Raw genomic sequence first — 20,865 nt, 5'->3', positions numbered from 1 at the left:
GTTAAGCTAAATTGTCTAGTTAGGTGTATTTTATTATCTTCGTCCATAAGCGCCGACCAAGGCTAACGACATGGGACAAGCTAAACATATTTTTCTTCTTTTATTGCCCTTTTTTCTTCTTTGTGGGGATGTTTGCGCGCAGCGGACTATTGGAATGCCGCAGATTATAAACTACTCCAGTAAACTGTATCAGGGAGGCGTCCAAAACTGGAGCGTAACCCAGGATACCCAAGGTATCATGTATTTTGGCAACAATGAGGGGTTACTATCTTTTGACGGAAGGTATTGGAACGTGTATCCGTTACCTAATTCCACTATCGTGCGGTCCGTTTGTTTCGACGGCAGTGGAAGAATATATGTGGGAGGTCAGGATGAGATGGGATATTTCGAAGCCGATCGGAAGGGTACGTTGATTTACCATTCTCTTGTTGGGAAGATCCCTGCCAAGGAACGGCAATTTGCAGATGTATGGCATATCGCCATATCGGGAGAGCACGTATTTTTTCAATCGAACAATTATATTTTCCATTACTATCAAGACAAAATTAGTGTCGATCGATCGCACAGCAGTTGGCAGTATATGACCTCCGTTACGAATCGAGTGTATGCGCAGGATATGGAAAGAGGGCTTTTGCGTTACGAAGATGGCAGTTGGAAACAGGTCGCCGGAGTAAATTCCCTAAAAGAAGGAGCAATCATTACAGGTATAGCACCGTATGCGGTAGATACCTTATTGGTCGCGACGATGAAAGATGGTCTTTTTTACTTAGCAGATGGCCATTTCGTCCCGAAGGCAACGTCGATGGACCCCCGGTTCTTAACAAACCGGATTTCGAGTATCCGCTTTTTCGGAAATGACCTCTTTGCCCTCAGCATGTACCCCGGGGGCATGATGATCGTGGATAAAAACGGGATGGTCGTTCAGCGATATAGTTACGGAGAAGGCTTACAGACGAATAATATCCGTGATATATTTAAAGACAGAGATGGTAATCTATGGTTGGCTTTAGATGACGGAATAGATTATATTGCGATCAACAGTGCCATAAAATATATTTATCCCGACCAGCACACGAAGTTAGGAACATATAGTGTCCGTATCTTTAACCACAAGCTGTATCTTGGAACATCTAATGGTTTGTATGTGACACCTTACGTAGGTAATGCTTTGGATAATATCGGCATGTCGGAGGCACGCTTTGAAAAGGTGCCTCATAGTGACGGACAGATATGGTCTATCCAAGAGGTGAACGGACGGTTGTTGATCGGACATGAGGAGGGCAGTTTTGAAGTGGGAGATGATAGTGTAAGACCTATCCATACAAATACAGGAATCTGGACATACCAAGCGGCTTCTCGGGTTGCGCCGTCCCGAAATGTCGTGGTCGGTTCATATTTGGGATTAAGACATCTCTTATTCGACGGTCAGTATTTTGTGGACAACGGCCATATAGACGGTTCAGACGAATCTTTAAGATTTGTCTATTATGATGACAGAAATCATATGGTATGGGTTTCACACCCTTATCGAGGTGTTTTTAAGTTATCCTTGTCAGCAGATTTTAAGCAAATTGTTCGACAGAAGCGATATGACGTTGTGGACGGATTACCTGCTCTTTTGCATAACTATGTGTTTCATATCCGAAATGATATTCTGGTTTCAACACCGAAAGGTGTGTATATATATGATGCAGGACACGATGCTTTTATCCCAGCAAAACAATATGAAGCGCTCGTTAACATACCCATTCAATACATGACAGAGGATAAGACGGGCAACGTATGGTTTGCCAGCAATAAAAGGCTGGGCGTACTAGATTTTTCCCGTCCGCTAGAAAAATATCCGTATACGGTTACTTATTTCCCGGAATTGAACGGAGAAATATTGGGTGGATTTGAATCAGTCTATTTCCATGATGCCCAGAACGTATTTGTCAGTGGACAAAAAGGAGGGATTTTACTTAACTATAAAGCCTATCAAGAACGTGCATCTAAACCCAATATGCTACTCCGCACGGTGAAGGCATTTGATAGCGATAAAAAAGAGCAGCTGATGTTGGGGGGCTATCGGTATAAAGATATATCAAGCACAAAACTGCGCTATGCCTTTAACTCCCTCCAATTTAGCTTTAGTTCGACGATGTATGACCAACAGGATCAAGTGGAATTCAGTTACATGTTAGAGGGGTTAGAAACAAAATGGTCTGCATGGAGCAATAGGAGCGAGAAGGAGTATACTAATTTGCCGGCTGGAGCGTACGTTTTTAGGGTGAAATCCCGAAATGGAATGGGGAATGAATCAGAAGAACAGACATTTTATTTTCGTGTCGCACCACCGTGGTATGCGCATCCGGTTAGCTATGTATTGTACGGTGTATTGTTCCTCATCTTTATTTTCTGGATTTTGAGGATACAACGAAAAAAGCTTAAAGAAAGACATCGGGACGAACTTCACGTAAGGCAACTGGAAATAGAGAAAAAAGAGAAAGAGGTTATTAAGCTCCGTAATGAGAAACTGGAAGCAGAACTTGGATTCAAAGATAAAGAGTTGGCAAATTTGACCATGAACATCATCCAGCGGGGTGAGGTGCTGAGTAAGATTAAAGACAATATTAACCAAACGATGAATCGTCTGGAAGATAAGGAAGCTCAACAAAACTTCAAACAATTGATTCGACTTATCCGGTCTGCGGAACGAACAAATGATGATTGGGAAAAATTTAATGCACATATTCATCATGCTAACGAAAATTTCTTCTTAAGGCTTAAACAGCAACATCCTGATCTCACCACAAATGAATTGAAATTATGCGCCTTGTTACGGATGAATCTGCTCTCTAAAGAAATTGCGCAACTCATGCATGTCACCGTCAAAGCGGTAGAAGTAAGCCGCTACCGATTGCGGAAGAAATTGAAGATCGATTCCGAAGTAAACCTATATGACTATTTGATGCGATACGCCAAAAGTGAAGCGTGATACAGATTGCTAAATTCTTGTTTACTTTCTGTAACTAATTGGTAGATAGCACCTTGCTTTGTGTGTGTAGGGTTTTTGTAGGGGCTTTTTATCCCATTTTACGCTCTAAATAACCTTTTGTAGTGGTAATTGTAGTCACGAAAAAAATATACGTTATCGATTACAGCGCTACTTTTGAGCCATATTCTTTGCAACCACAGAGAATCGGAGTGAACCAAAATTTTATAAACCATGTTAAACAAATTCAACTTATGAGAATTAGAATTTTACATGCATGTTTGCTGCTGTGTGTGTACTTTTCCCTAACGGAACTTACTGCGCAAACACGGCAAGTACGGGGACGGGTGACGTCCGCGACCAACCAAGAACCTTTGGCAGGAGTTACAGTCGCTGTCCGCGGAAGTTCAGTAGCCACAAGTACAGATGCTTCCGGATCCTATGTTATGGAAGTACCTGTTGAAGGAGCCACACTGATATTTAGGCAAGTGGGTATGCATGCGCTCGAAGTAAAAGTAGCTGCAGGGGAAACGTATAACGTACAGATGCAGGAAAATCGGGATGAACTCGAAGAAGTCGTTGTAGTAGGATACGGAACGCAAAAAAAGAGCGTTGTTACAGGCGCGATCAGCAGTGTGAAAGCCAGTGATCTCGAGACAATGCCTGTTACCCGTATTGAACAGTCCCTGCAAGGAAGAACTTCGGGCTTGACTATCGCTGCTAATTCGGGACAACCGGGCTCAGCAGCTACCATCCGTGTTCGGGGTATTACGACCTTCGGTAATAATAATCCGTTGTGGGTAGTTGACGGCGTTGTCGTCGATGCCGGGGGGATCAGTTACCTTAATCAATCGGATATCGAATCTATTGAAGTCCTAAAAGACGCGTCTTCACAGGCGATTTATGGAGCACGGGCAGCTGCGGGCGTTATCTTGGTAACAACTAAGAAAGGTGCTATAGGTACCCCTAGAATTAATTACAATACCTTTTTAGGTACGTCGGCACCGGCACGAAAACTAAGTTTATTGAATGCCGCCGAATATGCTACGCTACGCAACGAGTCGGCGATAGCAGCAGGAGGAACGCCTAGATTCAGTGATCCACTATCATTGGGCGAAGGCACGGACTGGCAAGAACAAATTTTCAATAATAGCGCTTTTCGGCAGAATCATGAATTGAGTGTAAGCGGTGGAAATGATGTATCTACGTTTTATAGCTCCTTTGGCTACCTGTCTCAAGAAGGGATTGTAGCTTCAGAAATTTCGAACTATAAGCGGGTAAACATTCGTCTGAACTCGGAGCACAAAATTGCAAAATGGCTGACTTTAGGACAGAACCTGGGTTATTCCCATGAGCGAAGCCAAGGAATCGGAAATACCAACAGTGAATATGGTGGTCCCCTTTCGTCGGCTATCAACCTTGATCCCGTTACGCCCGTCATAGAAACCGATCCAGATGTCTTAAATGATACGGATAGGCCGTATCTTACAGAAGCGGTGCCAAGAGATGCATTCGGTAACCCCTACGGAATATCTACCCTGGTATTGCAGGAATTGACAAACCCGCTGGCGTATACGCAAACCCGATTGGGCAACCATGGCTGGTCAGATAATATTGTTGGAAATGTATATGGAGAAATCAGCCCCTTAGAAGGATTGAAAATACGGTCTGCATTGGGTTCGAAGCTATCATTCTGGGGCGACGAGAACTTTACACCTGTTCATTACCTGAATAGCCTAGTCAAAAGAGATGAAAATAGTTTTGGTCGTGCGAACCATAGGGGTTTCGATTGGAACTTGGAGAACACAATTTCCTATACCCGTGATATCGAAGGACATAATTTTACCGTATTGCTAGGGCAGGGAGCGTATTATGACAATCGGGCTAGAGGCCTTTATGTAACCTATTTCGGTCTGCCAGTCAATAATTATGAAGATGCGTCTCTCAATTACAACCTGCCGTCCGACCAACGGGAGGCAACGGGATATGAAAATGTTGGACATACGGTATCATCTTTATTTGCCCGTATCAATTATAACTACAGAGAAAAGTACTTGTTGGAGGGACTGGTGCGTCGTGATGGATCTTCCCGCTTCGGGTCCAATAATAAATATGGTGTTTTTCCTTCCTTTTCATTGGGATGGGTCGCCAGTCGGGAAGACTTTCTAGCCGGCAATCCTTATATCAATATGTTGAAGATTAGGGGAGGTTACGGTGTAGTGGGTATAGATAACATCGGTGATTTTGCCTATCTCTCAACAGTCAGCGGCGGCAGAAATTACACTATTGGTACAGGCGACATGCCGACCATAGGCTATAGCCCAAATGCACCTTCCAATCCAGACTTGCGCTGGGAGCAAACAAGCCAAGCGAATATCGGATTGGAGGCGACTGTCCTCAAAAAGTTCAGTGTGACCTTTGACTGGTATAAAAAGGTGACTACCGGTATTTTACAGAATCCCCGTATTCCATTTTATGTAGGCGCTATTGGAAATCCCGCTGCAAACGTAGCGGATATGGAAAACACAGGTGTGGAATTAGAACTGGGGTACAACGATAAGATAGGGGAAGTTCAATTTTCATTGAACGGAAATGTTTCTTATTTAAAAAATAAGGTAACCGATATAGGCGCAGGCGTAAGCTTTTTAAGCGGGGAGCGGTTTCAGGCATCTAGTTATGAGATTACGCGAACTATTGTCGGCCAAGCCTATAATTCCTTTTATGGCTTCCAAACTGCTGGGATATTTCAAAACGAAGCCGAAGTTGATGCATATACGAACAGTGAAGGCAATTTGATCCAACCCAATGCACGTCCGGGTGATTTTAGATGGGAAGATATCAATGGCGATGGCGTTATCAATGAGAACGATCGCACTTTTATTGGCGATCCGACACCCAACTGGTCGTTCGGTTTCACATTAAACCTGGCATGGAAAAATTTAGATGCCGTAATTTTCGGACAAGGTGTTGCAGGAAACAAAGTTTTTCAAGGTTTACGCCGATTGGACGTGAACAACGCCAACTATTCAAAGCGTGCTTTGGGTCGCTGGACAGGGGAGGGGTCTTCCGCTGATTTTCCACGCCTAACGGATGCAGATGGTAACAACAATTTCACGAATCCATCCGATTTCTATTTGGAGGATGGAAGTTATTTCCGTTTTAAAACGGTGCAGTTGGGTTATACCTTGCCAACGGATTGGACACAGCGTATCAAATTGCAAAAGGCAAGGATATATGTCATGGCGGAAAACTTGTTGACCTTTACCCGGTACTCCGGTTTTGACCCGGAAATCGGTGGCGACGTCATGAGTATTGACCGGGGTATTTATCCACAAGCACGGTCGTTTATGTTTGGGCTTAATGTTGCATTTTAAATAACGTTACAATGAAACGATATATCAAATTATTTACCGCCATAGCTAGTCTTTCTTTTCTCGGTCTGCAATCTTGTTCAGACAGCTTTTTAGAATTGAAACCGCGTGGAACGGATTTGGAGGGGAATTATTATAAAAACAGGCAGGAAGCCTACAATGGTTTGGTGGCTATCTACGATGTGGTCGGATATCAGGCGTCCAACTACACCACAAAAATATTAACCACGTCGGCAGCTTCGGACGACCACTATGCGGGTGGTGGAGGTTCATCTGATCTTCCACATCTTCAGGCCTGGTCAAATTATTCGCTTACACCGGCCGTAGGGCCGCAGGAAGATCTTTGGCAACGAAATTATATGGGCATTATGCGTGCCAATGTGTTGTTGCAAAAATTACCAGATATTCCGATGGACGAACAGGAAAAAGCGCGATTCACGGCTGAATCGAAAGCATTGCGAGCTTATTTTTATTTCGATCTCATTCGCTATTTCCGTAATATCCCGTTAATCGAAGTGCCGTTAGCAGGAGATGAGATATATCAGGTAACGCAAGCCAATCCTGCCGATGTATATGCATTGATGGAGAAAGATTTGAATGAAGCGATACCTGATCTCCCATCAACTGTCTCGCGTGAGAAAGAAGCAGGAAGGTTTTCTCAAGGTACGGCTAAGGCCATTTTGGGAAAAGTATATCTGCAACAGGAAAAATTTACCCAAGCCGCAGCGGAACTTGCCGACGTGAACGGAACACCCGGCCAAAGTAGCCAGTATGGCTACCGGCTATTGGACAATTATCGAGACATCTTCCAAGTTGAGAATAAATTCAATACCGAATCTATCCTAGAAATTTCATTTACCAATACGTCCGTCGGGATTTGGGATTGTATCCAATGTACCGAAGGGAACATCCTGAACATCATGGCAGGCCCACGTAGTTACGGACAAGGCGCAGGAGCGCCGGATTATGTGGCCGGCTGGGGGTTTTTACCGATAACGCAAAATTTGGCAGATGTGATGCGGAATGACCCGCGATACCCCTATACGATCATTGATATGAACCAACTGGTAGCGGAAGGAAAGGCATCTTATACGCCAGGATATATGGATACGGGCTATTTTCTAGAGAAATATGCCGGTAGGGAATCTAATCGTTGGACTGGTGCGGGCACATATGAACTCAATTTTCCACAAAACATTTTGGAAATCCGATTGGCAGATACCTATCTGCTTGAAGCGGAAGCCTTAGTAAGGGGAGGGGGCGATGCCACGCGAGCGGCGGCGCTCTTAAATGCGGTGCGCGCTCGGGTAGGACTAGCTGCTATATCAGCTACTTTCGAAAACATCAAACGTGAACGTAGATTGGAACTAGCGGGTGAAGGACACCGTTGGTTTGATCTTGTACGTTGGGGAGATGCCTCGACAGCACTGGGAGACAGAGGCTTCGTAGCGGGTAAACACGAAGTGTTACCTATTCCGTTATTGGAATTGGATAATACCTTGTTGGAGCAAAATAAAGAATACGGTGGAACAAAATAAAGAATAGCATCATGATAATCGACTATAAAATAGTAATGAAAACGAAGATCTGGGGAGCCGTGCTTCTGTTGATCTTCGTGCAATCTTGTCAGATTGAAGGGGAGAATTTATCATTAAATGATTTACCGCAACCCAGTTTTGAAGCGGAGGAGATAGGGCCGGGACGAATCAAACTGACAAATACAACCAGTACACCAACTATTGCCAGATGGACGATAATGAGTAGTGGACAGAAGCTGGAAGGAGATGTGGTAGAGGTTAATTTAATTTTTGGAGGCTCCTATGATGTGAAATTAGATGTGACAGGGCAAGGAGGGATGGCGAGTGTTACCAAAACGGTGTCGGTATCGGCAGACGATCCCGAGGCATGCAGCGATGAGAAATTGTTGGGTTTTTTGGCAAGTTGTACGCAGAAAACATGGCGGTTGAATCCAGAGGCAGGAGCATTTAAAGTCGGACCAGGGCCGGATAATGGCGACTGGTGGAGCAGCGGTACGGCAGATATCGTGACGAGATCTTGTGAGTTTGATGACGAATTTACCTTTTCTTTTAATGCCGAAGGCACGTTTGCTTATGACAACAAAGGTGATTTCTTTGCCGATGGTTACTTAGGGAATAAAACGGCAGGCTGTGAACCTGCAGGTAATTTGAAAGGCGACCAAGCGCTATGGAATTCCGGAACGTTCCAATATGGTGTTGTTGAGGGAGCTGGCGTTAAAAAATTAGGACAGCTTCGCTTAATGGGCAAAGGTGCACATATTGGTGTAAAGAAAGCACACAACGGCGGCGAAACAGATACAGGTCCGGTAAGGGATTATGTATTGTACGATATTCTGGATATGCAGAAAGATGTAAACGGGCAAGGGTATGACTTATTGAAAATCGGGGTTAATATCGGAGGCGATGGTTGGTGGACATTTACATTAAGATCCTTTGAGTGATACGATAATTTGAAATAATCCTTTGATTAAAATTAAAATGAAAAAAAATATGAATTTTTGGCTAATACCTTTTGCAGTTTTGTTGTCGTGTTCTGAAAAGTCGTACGTGAACAATATCGTGGTTCCCGAACCTCCAGCTCCAAAGGAATATGAGTTTTCGGCCACACCCTCTTGGGCCGACGAGTTTGATTACGAGGGGCTTCCTGATACGGATAAATGGAGCTACGATATAGGAGGAAGCGGCTGGGGAAATAATGAGTTACAATATTACACGGAAGCGCGTTCGGAAAATGTGCAAGTGGCAGACGGCTTATTGACGATCACTGCTCGTAAAGAAACTTACGAAGGTAGCGGCTATACGTCCACACGCTTGATAAGCAAAGGAAAAGGTGACTTTCTCTATGGCCGGTTTGAGGTAAAAGCCAAAGTGCCGCAAGGCCGTGGGACTTGGCCGGCGGCGTGGATGTTGCCAAGCGACTGGACCTACGGGGATTGGCCGGCATCGGGAGAGATCGATATCTTGGAGCATGTAGGATATGACCAAGACGTCGTACATATCAGCGTACATACGGAAGCCTATAACCATTCCATTGGAACACAGAAGACGGCGTTTAGGAAGATACAGAATGCCACGACCGAATTTCATACCTTTCGGGTAGATTGGACACCTGCCTATATTCGCGGTTTTGTAGATGACGTTCAATTATTCAATTTTCCTAACGAAGGGACAGGATACAAAGTTTGGCCTTTTGACCAGAAGTTTCATTGGCTGTTGAATCTAGCTGTTGGTGGCGACTGGGGTGGACAGCAGGGGATTGACGAGGAAGTTTACCCTGTCCAATATCAGGTTGATTACGTACGTGTTTATGATTTGTTGAATCCGTAAAGAAAGAGGATAGATACTTTTCAGAAAAAATACCCTATTTTTAGAACGGAAATAGATTGGTATGCGGATATTCGAAAAGTTACCTTCTTTAACACAGAAGCAAAAGAAAATTGCCCTAATAACTGGAGGCACTTTTCTTTTGTTGTTAATAATTGGCCTTGTTGTAGCACTCTCCGTTCGTACGCGGATGCTCGATGAGGCAATGGCAAAAGTGGAAAACACCCTGCGTTCGCGTTATCATATCGATTTTAATGTAGAAGCGTACTCGTTTACAGGCTTGACTACTGTAACTTTACAAGATATTGAAGTCGTACCGAAACAACGGGATACCTTGGCGAAAATTGAACGCATGGCGGTGTCGGTTCGACTGTTTCCCTTGTTGTTCGGCGATGTGAAAATCGGTAATCTGATTTTACAAAACGCGGATGTAACGCTCCTAAAGCGTGATTCTACCAGTAACTACGATTTTTTGTTTAAAAGGGACACCAAAGATACGACGGTTCAGGTAGAAGAAAATATAGAAAGTAATTATGCTTCGTTGATTGACGGGGTGATAAAGCAAGTGTTTTTTAAGATTCCGCGAAATATGGAATTAGAAAACTTTCAGCTTTCTTACCAGGATGACAGCGTCCACCAGCGAATTCGTTTGCCGGAAGCCGTGATGGATGGAGGCGATTTCGAGACAAGTCTTTTTCTGAATGACCACGATGCGCAATGGAATCTGAGCGGGCGCGTGAATCCTGATAAGCAACAATTACGAATTGAGGTATCGGCCGAGGAAAAAAACGTAGAACTTCCTTTTTTACGTGGGAAGTTCGGACTAAGGGTGAGTTTCGACAAAATAATGTTCGACCTCGCGCAAGTCAAGCGGGTCACTAAAGACTCTTTAACACTTGCCGGCGGGTGGTCCTTTGATAACCTGCGTGTGCACCACCGACGTCTTTCGGACGAAGAGGTTGTTCTCCCAGAAGCTATTGGTGAGGGACAACTTAATATCGGCAAAACGGCGATAGAAATTGATCCAGCGAGTAAAATCCGGGTAAAGGAATTTGAGTTTCAACCCTATATCAAATATATTCCCAAACCGGATAAAATGGTTAGCCTATCTATTCATACGGGTAAGTTCGAAGCAAAAAAGTTATTTGATGCTATGCCACAGGGCTTGTTTGAAACATTAGACGGTATTGAAGTGGAAGGAAAAATAGCGTACGATCTGGACTTTTCAATCAATCTTGCTGAGCCGGATAGTTTACTGTTCAATTCCAAAGTCGATGACAAGGAGCTGAAAATAGTCAAATGGGGGGAAGCCGATATCAGCCAGTTAAACACCGCATTCACCTACAATGCATACGAAGATACGATACGCATGCGGGAGATTGTGGTGGGGCCGCAAAATCCTAAATTCACACCTTTAAATCAGGTGGCGTCTATCCTGAAGAAAACAGTATTGAATACAGAAGATCCATATTTCTACCAACATAAAGGATTTGAGGAAGAAGCTTTTAAGCTGTCTATAGCTACAAATGTTAAGGAACGTGCATTTAAACGCGGGGCGAGTACCATTACAATGCAGTTGGTTAAAAATGTATTCTTGAACCGCAATAAAACGATGATGCGGAAATTCGAAGAGATTTTGTTGGTATGGTTGATGGAAACCTCCGGGCAGGTAAGCAAAGACCGTATGTTTGAAGTCTACCTAAATGTGATCGAATGGGGCAAAAATGTATACGGTATCCATGAAGCATCGGCTTACTATTTTGGTAAAACGCCAGCTCAGCTAAATATTGGCGAGAGCTTGTTCCTTTCCAGTATTATTCCACGTCCAAAGACCGGGCTTTCGTCTTTTGATTATACAGGGAACCTAAAACCTTGGGTAAAAAGGCATTTCAATACATATGGTTATATCATGAATAAACTTGGACAGCTGCAAGATGAGCAAGTTCCAGAAGCCTATGGTTTTTACGGCGTTGTGCTCGAACCGGGATTGCGGCCGCCGAGACCAAAAGGATTGATAGATACAACTTTCAACGAAATAGACCCCGAACAAGAAGCTATTATGCAAGAGATGGAGAGGGACGAAGCCCGACGAAGAAGCCTGCTGGAAAAACTTTTTGGCAAAGAAGAGCCAGAGGAGTAATCACTCCTCGACATCCTTCAAGGCATTCCGGTAAAACAATGTATAAGGATCTGATGGGTAAACTTTACTTTCAGGATCGTGTTTAAAAGGAATGTCCGGGTTAAAGATTTCCTCCAACGTTGTACGAAGAAAATTTACGAAATCCGTTTTTATGACACGTAAGGTCTCTCCTGCTAATGTATCACTTCCCTTGCAGAATAAAGTTCCTTCTTCACGCATGCGCCGCGCGACATATAGATGGGGCTCTAAGTGCTTTCGACCCGTTACTTGCTCAAATACATAAGCATAGAACAATGTTTGTATCATTGCTTTGTTTTCGGTGTTTGCCGCAAACACTTTCTCGATGTTTTTAAACGCGACACTATCGCCACCGGTTTTATAATCTACAATACGTGGTAAAACCTGGTTCTCATGGGTCAATACCTCATCCACGCGGTCTATAATACCAAACAAGCGGACCGCCTCTTCTTTTCCGTTGACAAGAATCGGGAAATCGAATGTATAATCTTCCGTGTTCTCTAGTTCGATAATCCGGAAGCCCTTATAATGCGTTATGTCGTATTCTAAATACACCCCGATGTATGCTGAAGCAATTTTGTGCATGATACGTTGCATACTATTCAACTCATTAACAGATGTGATTTCTGTATGGTATTGCGTGCCGATTTCCCGAACAACCAGTTCGTCAACATCCGACAGTTTTGTTTCCAACACTTTTGTGGGGGTGAAATCCGATAATCCCTTGTAAGGTTTTAAGATGGTTTCCATTACATTGTGAATAACGATACCCAGTTTGTTCATCTCGAATTCATGAGAAATAGCCGGTGGCTCTTTTATTTCAGCAACATGTTTCAGAAAAAACTGTAGCGGCGATTGTAAATAGGTGGTCAGTGCGGTAGCGGATAATTTTTTCTTTTCAATAATAAAGGTGTTCCATAATTTTTGCCATATGGCACCTTCTTTCGGGATGACCAATTCTTCTCCAGCCTCTGGAAAACGTATGGATTGCTGCTGCGTATTAATGGTGAAATGGAAATTACTCTCGAATTGCAACTGCTTAATGAAACGACTTTCCTCTCCGGTGCTGTTCTCATCGACCAAGCTGTTGTAGAAGACGTGTAGCTCATTGCTATATTGAAAATGACGATAAAATAGATAAGCGGAAAGCGCATCTTGGTTTTCTAGAACAGGGAGAGCATAGGCCCGACGCAAACTATTAGGAAGAAAAGTTGGAGAACTTGCTGTTTTTGGGAGGATACCTTCGTTGGCTCCAAGTATATAAATATGGTCGAAATTCAAACAACGGCTTTCCAATAACCCCATGATCTGTAAGCCGTTTAAAGGATCTCCTTCGATGGCCGAATTGATAGGGGCGATGGCTTTCCGGATTAATCCAATTTGGAAAGCAACGGAAGTAGGCGTGATGGCATCTATCCCTTGTTTTAGCTGATTCAGCACCTTCTTTGTTTCAATAATCAGGTTACTGTCGATTTGGCTAATGCGGTCGCGTGCGGCTATGGACACAAGTAGATTTTCTAATAAGTGTACCAGCGTTGGTATAAGCGTGGCGGGACTCGATAATGGGTTGAAAAATCGGGGAAATACGCTGCTTGCAATCGTCACCATACGGATATCAACTTCTAGTAGTTGCTTCTCCGTTATTTCTTTTAACAAAATTTCTCTTTCGACAACAGAAACACCCGTTAGGGGGTGGTTAATGAATGTTTCTATAAATTGAAAAGGAATCTTTAGTCTATTGCGATGCGAAACTTCTTCTTGTACATCCATCCATAGATTTAGTAGCCCGTATATTGGCGATTGTGTAAGCGGATAGCCCGTTGTGATATTAGGTTTTGTGTCGGGCAAACTTTGCAGTAGGGGAACGAGAAGACTTTCGTCGGCTAGCAGGATAGCTGCGCTTTGATCAGATGATTCAGAAGCTTTTAATACATCGTGTAAAATCTTCGTCTGGCTATTCTTGCCATTAGCGGCATATAGCTGTACTGTCGTGTCTCTATTGCCCAGTATATCGGGAGGAGCACCAAGTGCGTTTGTTAAACCGTAGCTTTTGATATTACGACGGATAAACAGACCAGCTTCTTGCTGAGGATCGTCCATGTAATAGGCATCCGTATCGAAATAGAAGAGTGTCCGCTCTTCTTCCTGCCATTTTTGGAATAGTCGCACTTCCGCTTTGCTCAGCGCATTAAAACCTACAAATAGAATCTTTTTATAACGATGCGTAAAATGGGGATAGGCAACATGTCCTTCCACCAGATTGCGATACAACGTTGGGTAATTTAATTGTTTTTCCTGCGCTAATTTTTGTTTGAAAGCCTTATAAAGTTTAGGGAGCCGCTTCCACAGCTTCAGAAAGCGCTGCTGCAAACCACTATGACCGGCAATACTAAACGATTGCCAGAACTGACGAATGAAATGTTGCTGTTCAGCCGTAAAATGCTGAAAGGTTATATCAATTTTGGTCGTATCATACAGCTCCATAAAAATCTGGTCAATATCGACGAGCTCATAGTCCAATTGCCCAAAATCGCTCAAGATAATTTCTGCGATAGGATAAAAATCTTCCAGTGTTTCCGGTTCAACGCCTTCTGCAACCAACAACTCATTATGTAATTGGAAAAGATAAAAAAACTGGGTGAGCTGTGAAGCCTCAGCTGCATCAGAAGCTTGTTTAAAAAATTCTTGAATGGTGAAAAATTGTGGAGACCATATCGCCTTGCCGTATACGTCTGCCAAATGCTTCTTCAAATAAGTAATAGGACGCTTATTGTTGAATACGACGGCGATGTCCGCTAGATCGTTCCCAAAGCGCTGATAAATATCTTCTGCAACTATATGTAAGAAAGGTTTGTTCATTTCACTTCAACTAATTCGTTAATCTTCGCGTAATAGAGGTATCCCTTTACGTTGGTATATCCGAGGTTACGCAGTGCTTTTTTGTAACTATCCACCTGCCATTGATGGTCGGCATAATCGCCTTTTGTAAATTTAAAATCGAGCACAATCGTTTCTTCCTCACTGGTAAAAACCTTATCCGGCCGGATGGTCTCCCCATTTTCCAGGATGATACTCGCTTCGTTCCAAATCTTGTAGTTGCCCGTTAACCATTGGTTGATAATAGGATGATGCCATATCTGATGGATTTCTTGTAAAAGAAATGGGCGGTCTTCCGCGGTCAGAATGCCATTTTCAATATAGCTGTCCACAAGTTTGTCTATCTCCGGTTCGCTAGTAATCTCCGACATGATTTCGTGTGCAAGAATACCGTATTGTGCAGCTTTCTCCAACATCAAGATATTATTGATACTTCGTTTGTTGGATTTATCGAAAGCATTTTGTAATTCCGAAGAGATGGGATAGGATGACAAGCTGATATTGCGGTGTATCACATTCGTCTCGACCGACATTGGATCTTCCTGCGGTTGTTTTGATGGTTCCTCTGGTGTTTCGGAGATAGGGTGGTCTGCCAATAGTTGATTTTCGAAGAATGGAAAGGGGGATTGCTTGTCCGTTAGGACCTGATATAGCAAGTCGCTGATGTATTCATTCTTAACGTCGCACCCAAGTACTTCGCCCGTTTTTTTATTTACATTTTCTTTAAACGATGGCGCTAATACATACAGATGCTGAACGGCTCTGGTCGTCGCGACATAAAATGTGTTCAGTGCGTCCATGTAATTGAATAACATTTCTTCAAAATATTGCTTGTAGAAAATCGAGTTACCAATGGCTCCACTGTATTTTATTGGTATTTTGCCTAATGCTTGAAAGGGAGAATCGGCGGTATCGATCCAAAAATCACCATTAATCATACCGTCCAGGTCCCAAGAGCAAAAAGGAAGCATCACAACATCATAAGCCAGCCCTTTAGATTTGTGTATCGTGGTCACTTCAATCGCGTCTACTTTTCCATGTGTTGGCAAAGCAGTGTTGTTGCCGTCTTCTTCCCAGTATTCTAGAAATTGCGTAATACCGCGTTCGCCTGCGGCGGAAAAGGCGGAAACGATGTCCTTGAACGCCAGCAGATAAGGGATATGGATGTTGTTGGTCTCATGTAGTCCATATATTTCGATCAGCTGTTCGACAAGGTGTATGAGAGGTGATTGTTGTAATTTGGGCCATTGATTTGGCAGTTCGGTGGGCAGTATGGCTTCGATATCACTAAGATTGTTATTCTTGAATACCAACCAATATGCGTGATCAAATGTTTGCTGTCGGCTGATGATCTGGTAGAGGTAAGCCATTTTTGCACGATGAATGACATGTTTGTCTGTGGTATATACCAGCGCTCTGAGTGTTTCTATAAGCAATAAGATCGCATCATTGGAGGACAGGTACAAGGCATCGCCAGAAATGACGTCGAACGCCAACCCGGTATCGTTCTTGTGACGCATCAACGTTTCAATGACATGACGTGCTTGGGCATTGCTCCGTACGAGTATACCGATTTGCTTAGCCTCGTAACGACCCGAGGAAATCCATACGTGAATTTTGTCGCAGAGGAGCTGCAGGGCGTCTTCCATGACTTGGTTCCGCCGGTAGCGTCCGTCCTGCACAGGCAGATATTGAATTTCTATCGAACCCACTTTGTTTGGGTCATTTTGCCGATGAAGTGGGATTTGCTGTTGACTATTTTTATACGCCTTGACTAGCATTTCGATGTTGCCGGAAGTCCTCCACCAATGCTGACCTTCCTCATCCAAGCACCCCATCACTTTCTCGTTTAGGATCTCCTGTAGCTTTTCTGGAATGGCAGCAAAAAGGTAATTATTTAAGGTAACAATATGCGGAAAGCTCCGGAAATTTGTTTCTAGGGTGCCATTCTCTATAAAGTTGGCGCGTTGTTGTTCGGACAAATGGAAGGTCTGTGCTATTTGATCTTCGACCTGCTGTAATAAAATACGCCAGTCGCCATTTCGCCAACGATAGATACTTTGCTTTACATCACCAACGATGAGGTGCTCATTGATTTTTCGTTTGGCATTCCCTAGGGCATTTATTAATAACGGACTATAATTTTTCCATTGAATACGCGAGGTATCCTGAAATTCATCAAACAGGAAATAGTTGTAACGATTGCCGATTTTTTCCCAGATAAAAGTGGGATCATTATGTTCGTCTAGTCCTAATCTATTCAATAATACCTGTGCATCCGAAATGAGTTGGGCACCGTTTTCTTTTCTCCATTGACTTAGCAAATCGCTCATTTCTTTCAGTAACCGTAGGTAATACAGGTTATTTTGTACGGACTGATAGGCAATGAATGTGGGAAATAACTTGTATAAATCTGTAAATTGTTGGAGGATAGGTTGCAATGCCTGCCGGATATCATAACGTACGCGTTTATCGGTTGTAGTATAGGCATCTTCGTCATCCAATAGTACCAAGAAACGATCAAAGTGCTTCTGAAGTTCGGAGGGGGATTGTTTATGGATATGCTCGCTGATTTTGCTAGCGGCGATAAGCTTGTTGCGAGATTTTCCTTTTAATTCCTCGGCGGTGACATCAAATGATCGAAAGGTTACCGTAAAGGTCTGAATGGTTTGGCTTAATGTATCGAGAAAAAACTTTGTTTTTTCCTGAACATCATTATTGAGAAGCGTAAATATATCCCCAGCTTGAGCGGAGGCTAAATAGGCATTAAACTCTTGAAAATTCTCTGTAAAAATTAAGTTAGCGAGGCCGAGGAGCTGTTGCCGGTAGTTCCAGTTTTCATTGCGGGCTATTTTTTTCTCAGCGTAGTCGATAATCCATTCTAGTAAATCAGGACGTTCGTCCAACAGTTGGTTGAGCATAATGGATAAATCTTGTTTTACCTTCGCTGTGTTCATCTCTATTTTATACGCAGCGTCGAGATTGAGTTCATATGTGAAGCTACGGATAACCTTTTGCGAGAATCCGTCTATGGTACTGACCGTAAAACGGCTGTAATCATGTAGGATTTTACGGTATACGTGATGCGATTTTTGTTGCAGTAGCGATGCATCCCATGCGGGAAATTGTTCGAGTAGAAGTCGCCTAAAGTCCTCTATTTTTGGATTTTTGTCAGCTGTTGCTAAACCTTGTAGCACACGGAGTATCCGTTCCTTCATTTCTGCCGTGGCTTTGTTGGTAAACGTCACCGCAAGAATCTCCCGATAGCTATTTTCATTGGATAGCAATAAGGTAAGGTAATGAAGCGTAAGGCTAAAAGTCTTTCCCGAACCAGCCGAGGCTTTCAGTATTTTTAAAGGAGCAACAGGATTCATGCTACAAAGTAAGGAGTAAAAATGAGAAAGGCAAAAAAGTAAATAATAGAAAGAAAAAATAATGAAATGTAGCAAGTAACAACTTGTTTTTCATATATTTGTATATAATAGTACAACTACTGATTAATTAAAGTTATGAAAAGACTGCTCTATATCGTATTCATTTGCGGGTTGTTAACAGCCTGTGCATCTGATGATATGGAAGCGCTTTTATCGGATAGGATTTCGAGTATGGAAACCGTTGCGACGGTAGGTTATGGGCTTCCGTCATCTGGGGGGCGTCTTACATTTGCTTATGATGAGCAAGGTCGTTTGAAAAAGGTAAATGATAAGGTGTTTTATTACGGAACGGATGGCAAAGTAGCATACAGCCGTGTTTTCTTGGAATCTCCTCATCCGCACGGCAAGGCGGTCTATATGGAGCGATTATCTTACCATTGGGACGAACGGGGACGGCTGAAAGAGGTTTATTTAGACAGTCTTTACAAAAAGACACCGGCTATTCCCGGTGGGATCTCAATAGGGGACTCTGAAAATTTGCTGGAAGATATTTTGTTATCAACTTATACTTATGAGGGTATAAATCGGAAGCCATCTACTGTTGTCTATCGTCCGCTGACTCGCTCGGAGTCAAATATTATCGCGATAAAAGCTGAAGAGCGTATAGATTACAGGTATTCGGGAGAGAATCCTTCTTCCAGTCTATTAATGGGGATCATGGATGCTTCTATCTCGCCGATTTCACATGAGGGGCGCCGCTTTCAGTTAACGACGGTGAATACGTATTTGCCTAATATACACCCCTTGGCGAGGCTATATAAGCAGTTAGGTTTTCATCCTACTGATCTTGCTGGGGTTATTCCTTTAAACTGTGTCAGTACTATCCAACGGGAAATCGAAACGGAAGATGTTGGCGAGACTGAGTTTACTCCTCCAGAGGGAGGGGGGATTAATTGGATTGATGCTGGACAAGAAGAAATACTGGTAGATACGGAATTTGGTTCTTTTGAAGGAAAAGCAACATATAGCTATCGTTTTAATGTATTAGAACTACCCACTGAAATAGTTGGCGAAGGCAACGGTATTATGCAGCGCACGGTAATTACCTACGAATAATCTTTTAAGAAACTGATTTTTAGATAAATTTTAATTTTTCCTTTTTAGTTTTTATCTTTGCGTCCCCTCTTGCGCGAAGCACGGGGGATATGTTGAATACATAAACAATAAAAAAGAATGGCAACTAAAATCAGATTGCAAAGACACGGTAAAAAAGGAAAACCTTTTTACCATGTAGTAGTAGCAGATTCACGTGCTCCACGTGATGGTAAATTCATTGAGCGTTTAGGCTCTTACAACCCCAACACAAACCCAGCGACTATCGTTTTGGATTTCGACAGAGCTTTGTACTGGATGAACGTAGGTGCACAACCTACCGACACAGCTCGCGCTATCCTTTCTTACAAAGGTGTTCTTTATAAAAAACACTTAGAAGGTGGTGTGAAGAAAGGCGCTTTTGACGAAACTCAATTAGAAGAGAAATTCGCGAAGTGGTTGGAAGAGAAAACCGCTAAGATTGAAGGTAAGAAAACAGGCTTAGTTCAATCGAAAGAAGAAGCTAAAAAAGCTGCTCTTGCTGCCGAAGCAAAGAAAAATGCGGAGAAAGCTGCTGCTCTTGCTGCTAAAAATGCGCCAGTTGTGGAAGAAACGGAAGCAGAAGCACCTGCTGACGCTCCAGAAGCAACGGCAGAAGACGCTGCAAGCACAGAAGAAACTGAAGGATAATTATTATTCACACAGATTCAAGAAAAGCCGAGTTTATGAAATTCGGCTTTTCTTATGTTCTTTTTCCCCGTGAAAAAGAACCAAAAACCTCGTCGCTTCGGAGATTTGAAATAGTGGATAGTGCTAAGGATGAGTTTCTACAGACTTCAAATCTCCGGATGCGACATTAGAAGTTAAAGATGGGGTCGTGCAAGGGCGGGTACAAACGCGATCAATGATGAATTGCGATAATGCGGAGTAAAATGACCTTATATTGTTCTGCGGGCATTTTTCTGTCGACTATTCCGTTAAAAACAAAATACTGTTTGAGCGAAGCGAGTTTATTTTGTTTAGGAATAGACAAAGGAAAATAGCAGAACTATATTCAGTCTTGATTTTTTGCTTCGTTTTTTATCAAGAAAAAATGAAGAAAGAGAAAAGTTATGAACATTAACGACGCTTTTTATATAGGCTACATCACAAAAACCCGTGGATTAAAGGGTGAAATGCAGCTGTTTTTTGAATTCGAGGACTATGATGAATTAGACCTCGATATACTCTTTTTGGAGGTGAACAAAAAGTTAGTACCTTATTTTGTGGACACTATAAAGTTGCACAACAACAGTACAGCGTATTTAAATTTGGAAGACATAGACCATGTAGACAAAGCAAAAGAGCTTATAAAAAAGAAAGTCTATCTACCTAAAGATAAAATGCCTGAAAGAGACCCGGACGATTTCCGCTACACAGATTTGATAGGTTATGTTGTAGTAGATGAGAACGAAGGCGAGATCGGCGAGATAATCGATGTACAAGCGTTTCCGCAACAATTTGTTGCTACCGTTGATTTTGGAGGAAAGGAATTAATGTTTCCTTTGAATGATGACCTTATTCTGGGAATAGACGAGGAAGGGCAGGTGATAGAAGTAGGGTTGCCTGAAGGTTTGATAGATCTGTATCGAGAGTCGTAATCAAAGATGCATTTCAT

At 42.8% G+C, this 20,865-nt stretch carries 11 protein-coding genes; 9 read left to right on the top strand and 2 right to left on the bottom strand.

All coding sequences use genetic code 11. The features are described 5' to 3' along the window. Positions 1 to 70: 70 nt before the first annotated feature. The 6 genes from C5745_RS00665 to C5745_RS00640 all read left to right on the top strand — a co-directional run bounded on the left by C5745_RS00665 (position 71) and on the right by C5745_RS00640 (position 11,847). Positions 71 to 2,977 (top strand): two-component regulator propeller domain-containing protein, encoded by a 2,907-nt coding sequence (locus tag C5745_RS00665; protein ID WP_105715025.1) that lies wholly within the window; start codon positions 71 to 73, stop codon positions 2,975 to 2,977. Positions 2,978 to 3,228: 251 nt separating this feature from the next. Beyond that, the gene (locus C5745_RS00660; RefSeq protein ID WP_105715259.1) at positions 3,229 to 6,348 is read left to right on the top strand and encodes a SusC/RagA family TonB-linked outer membrane protein; all 3,120 of its coding nucleotides are present in this window, start codon (positions 3,229 to 3,231) and stop codon (positions 6,346 to 6,348) included. A gap of 11 nt (positions 6,349 to 6,359) precedes the next feature. Next, complete coding sequence (locus C5745_RS00655) at positions 6,360 to 7,883, top strand: RagB/SusD family nutrient uptake outer membrane protein (RefSeq protein ID WP_105715024.1); 1,524 nt, start codon at positions 6,360 to 6,362, stop codon at positions 7,881 to 7,883. 35 nt (positions 7,884 to 7,918) lie between these two features. Further along, complete coding sequence (locus tag C5745_RS00650; RefSeq protein WP_105715023.1) at positions 7,919 to 8,824, top strand: hypothetical protein; 906 nt, start codon at positions 7,919 to 7,921, stop codon at positions 8,822 to 8,824. 49 nt (positions 8,825 to 8,873) lie between these two features. Continuing rightward, complete coding sequence (locus C5745_RS00645; RefSeq protein ID WP_243403200.1) at positions 8,874 to 9,710, top strand: glycoside hydrolase family 16 protein; 837 nt, start codon at positions 8,874 to 8,876, stop codon at positions 9,708 to 9,710. 61 nt (positions 9,711 to 9,771) lie between these two features. Next, positions 9,772 to 11,847, top strand: a complete 2,076-nt coding sequence (locus C5745_RS00640; RefSeq protein ID WP_243403199.1) for a transglycosylase domain-containing protein — start codon at positions 9,772 to 9,774, stop codon at positions 11,845 to 11,847. Here the strand turns inward: C5745_RS00640 and C5745_RS00635 are convergent, their stop codons facing one another. Further along, entirely contained in the window at positions 11,848 to 14,724 is a 2,877-nt protein-coding gene (locus C5745_RS00635) for a PD-(D/E)XK nuclease family protein (protein ID WP_105715020.1), read from the bottom strand. It lies immediately after the preceding gene. Next, complete coding sequence (locus C5745_RS00630) at positions 14,721 to 18,116, bottom strand: UvrD-helicase domain-containing protein (RefSeq protein WP_105715019.1); 3,396 nt, start codon at positions 18,114 to 18,116, stop codon at positions 14,721 to 14,723. The genes C5745_RS00635 and C5745_RS00630 overlap by 4 nt, the downstream gene beginning before the upstream one ends. 135 nt (positions 18,117 to 18,251) lie before the next feature. On the opposite strand from C5745_RS00630, the gene C5745_RS00625 reads away from it, so the two are divergent. From C5745_RS00625 to rimM, 3 genes are all read left to right on the top strand, one after another. Further along, positions 18,252 to 19,232 carry a hypothetical protein gene (locus C5745_RS00625; protein WP_105715018.1) on the top strand — a complete coding sequence of 327 codons (981 nt, stop codon included), beginning with the start codon at positions 18,252 to 18,254 and terminating at the stop codon, positions 19,230 to 19,232. A gap of 117 nt (positions 19,233 to 19,349) precedes the next feature. Then, the gene (locus C5745_RS00620) at positions 19,350 to 19,898 is read left to right on the top strand and encodes a 30S ribosomal protein S16 (protein ID WP_105715017.1); all 549 of its coding nucleotides are present in this window, start codon (positions 19,350 to 19,352) and stop codon (positions 19,896 to 19,898) included. A 422-nt stretch (positions 19,899 to 20,320) separates the two neighbouring features. Continuing rightward, the gene (gene rimM, locus C5745_RS00615) at positions 20,321 to 20,848 is read left to right on the top strand and encodes a ribosome maturation factor RimM (RefSeq protein ID WP_105715016.1); all 528 of its coding nucleotides are present in this window, start codon (positions 20,321 to 20,323) and stop codon (positions 20,846 to 20,848) included. The last annotated feature ends 17 nt before the right edge of the window (positions 20,849 to 20,865 follow it).

This window comes from Sphingobacterium haloxyli, from assembly GCF_002980525.1.
In the GTDB taxonomy this organism is placed as follows: domain Bacteria; phylum Bacteroidota; class Bacteroidia; order Sphingobacteriales; family Sphingobacteriaceae; genus Sphingobacterium; species Sphingobacterium haloxyli.
The sequence above is the reverse complement of the archived record's forward strand: the minus strand, read 5'-3'. Positions and strand labels throughout refer to the sequence as shown.

What these genes read in the sequence shown, in the direction of transcription:
- C5745_RS00665 (WP_105715025.1), top strand. Translation starts at nt 71, where the DNA reads ATGGGACAAGCTAAACATATTTTTCTTCTTTTATTGCCCTTTTTTCTT.
- C5745_RS00660 (WP_105715259.1), top strand. Translation starts at nt 3,229, where the DNA reads ATGAGAATTAGAATTTTACATGCATGTTTGCTGCTGTGTGTGTACTTT.
- C5745_RS00655 (WP_105715024.1), top strand. Translation starts at nt 6,360, where the DNA reads ATGAAACGATATATCAAATTATTTACCGCCATAGCTAGTCTTTCTTTT.
- C5745_RS00650 (WP_105715023.1), top strand. Translation starts at nt 7,919, where the DNA reads ATGAAAACGAAGATCTGGGGAGCCGTGCTTCTGTTGATCTTCGTGCAA.
- C5745_RS00645 (WP_243403200.1), top strand. Translation starts at nt 8,874, where the DNA reads ATGAATTTTTGGCTAATACCTTTTGCAGTTTTGTTGTCGTGTTCTGAA.
- C5745_RS00640 (WP_243403199.1), top strand. Translation starts at nt 9,772, where the DNA reads ATGCGGATATTCGAAAAGTTACCTTCTTTAACACAGAAGCAAAAGAAA.
- C5745_RS00635 (WP_105715020.1), bottom strand. Translation starts at nt 14,724, where the DNA reads ATGAACAAACCTTTCTTACATATAGTTGCAGAAGATATTTATCAGCGC.
- C5745_RS00630 (WP_105715019.1), bottom strand. Translation starts at nt 18,116, where the DNA reads ATGAATCCTGTTGCTCCTTTAAAAATACTGAAAGCCTCGGCTGGTTCG.
- C5745_RS00625 (WP_105715018.1), top strand. Translation starts at nt 18,252, where the DNA reads ATGAAAAGACTGCTCTATATCGTATTCATTTGCGGGTTGTTAACAGCC.
- C5745_RS00620 (WP_105715017.1), top strand. Translation starts at nt 19,350, where the DNA reads ATGGCAACTAAAATCAGATTGCAAAGACACGGTAAAAAAGGAAAACCT.
- rimM (WP_105715016.1), top strand. Translation starts at nt 20,321, where the DNA reads ATGAACATTAACGACGCTTTTTATATAGGCTACATCACAAAAACCCGT.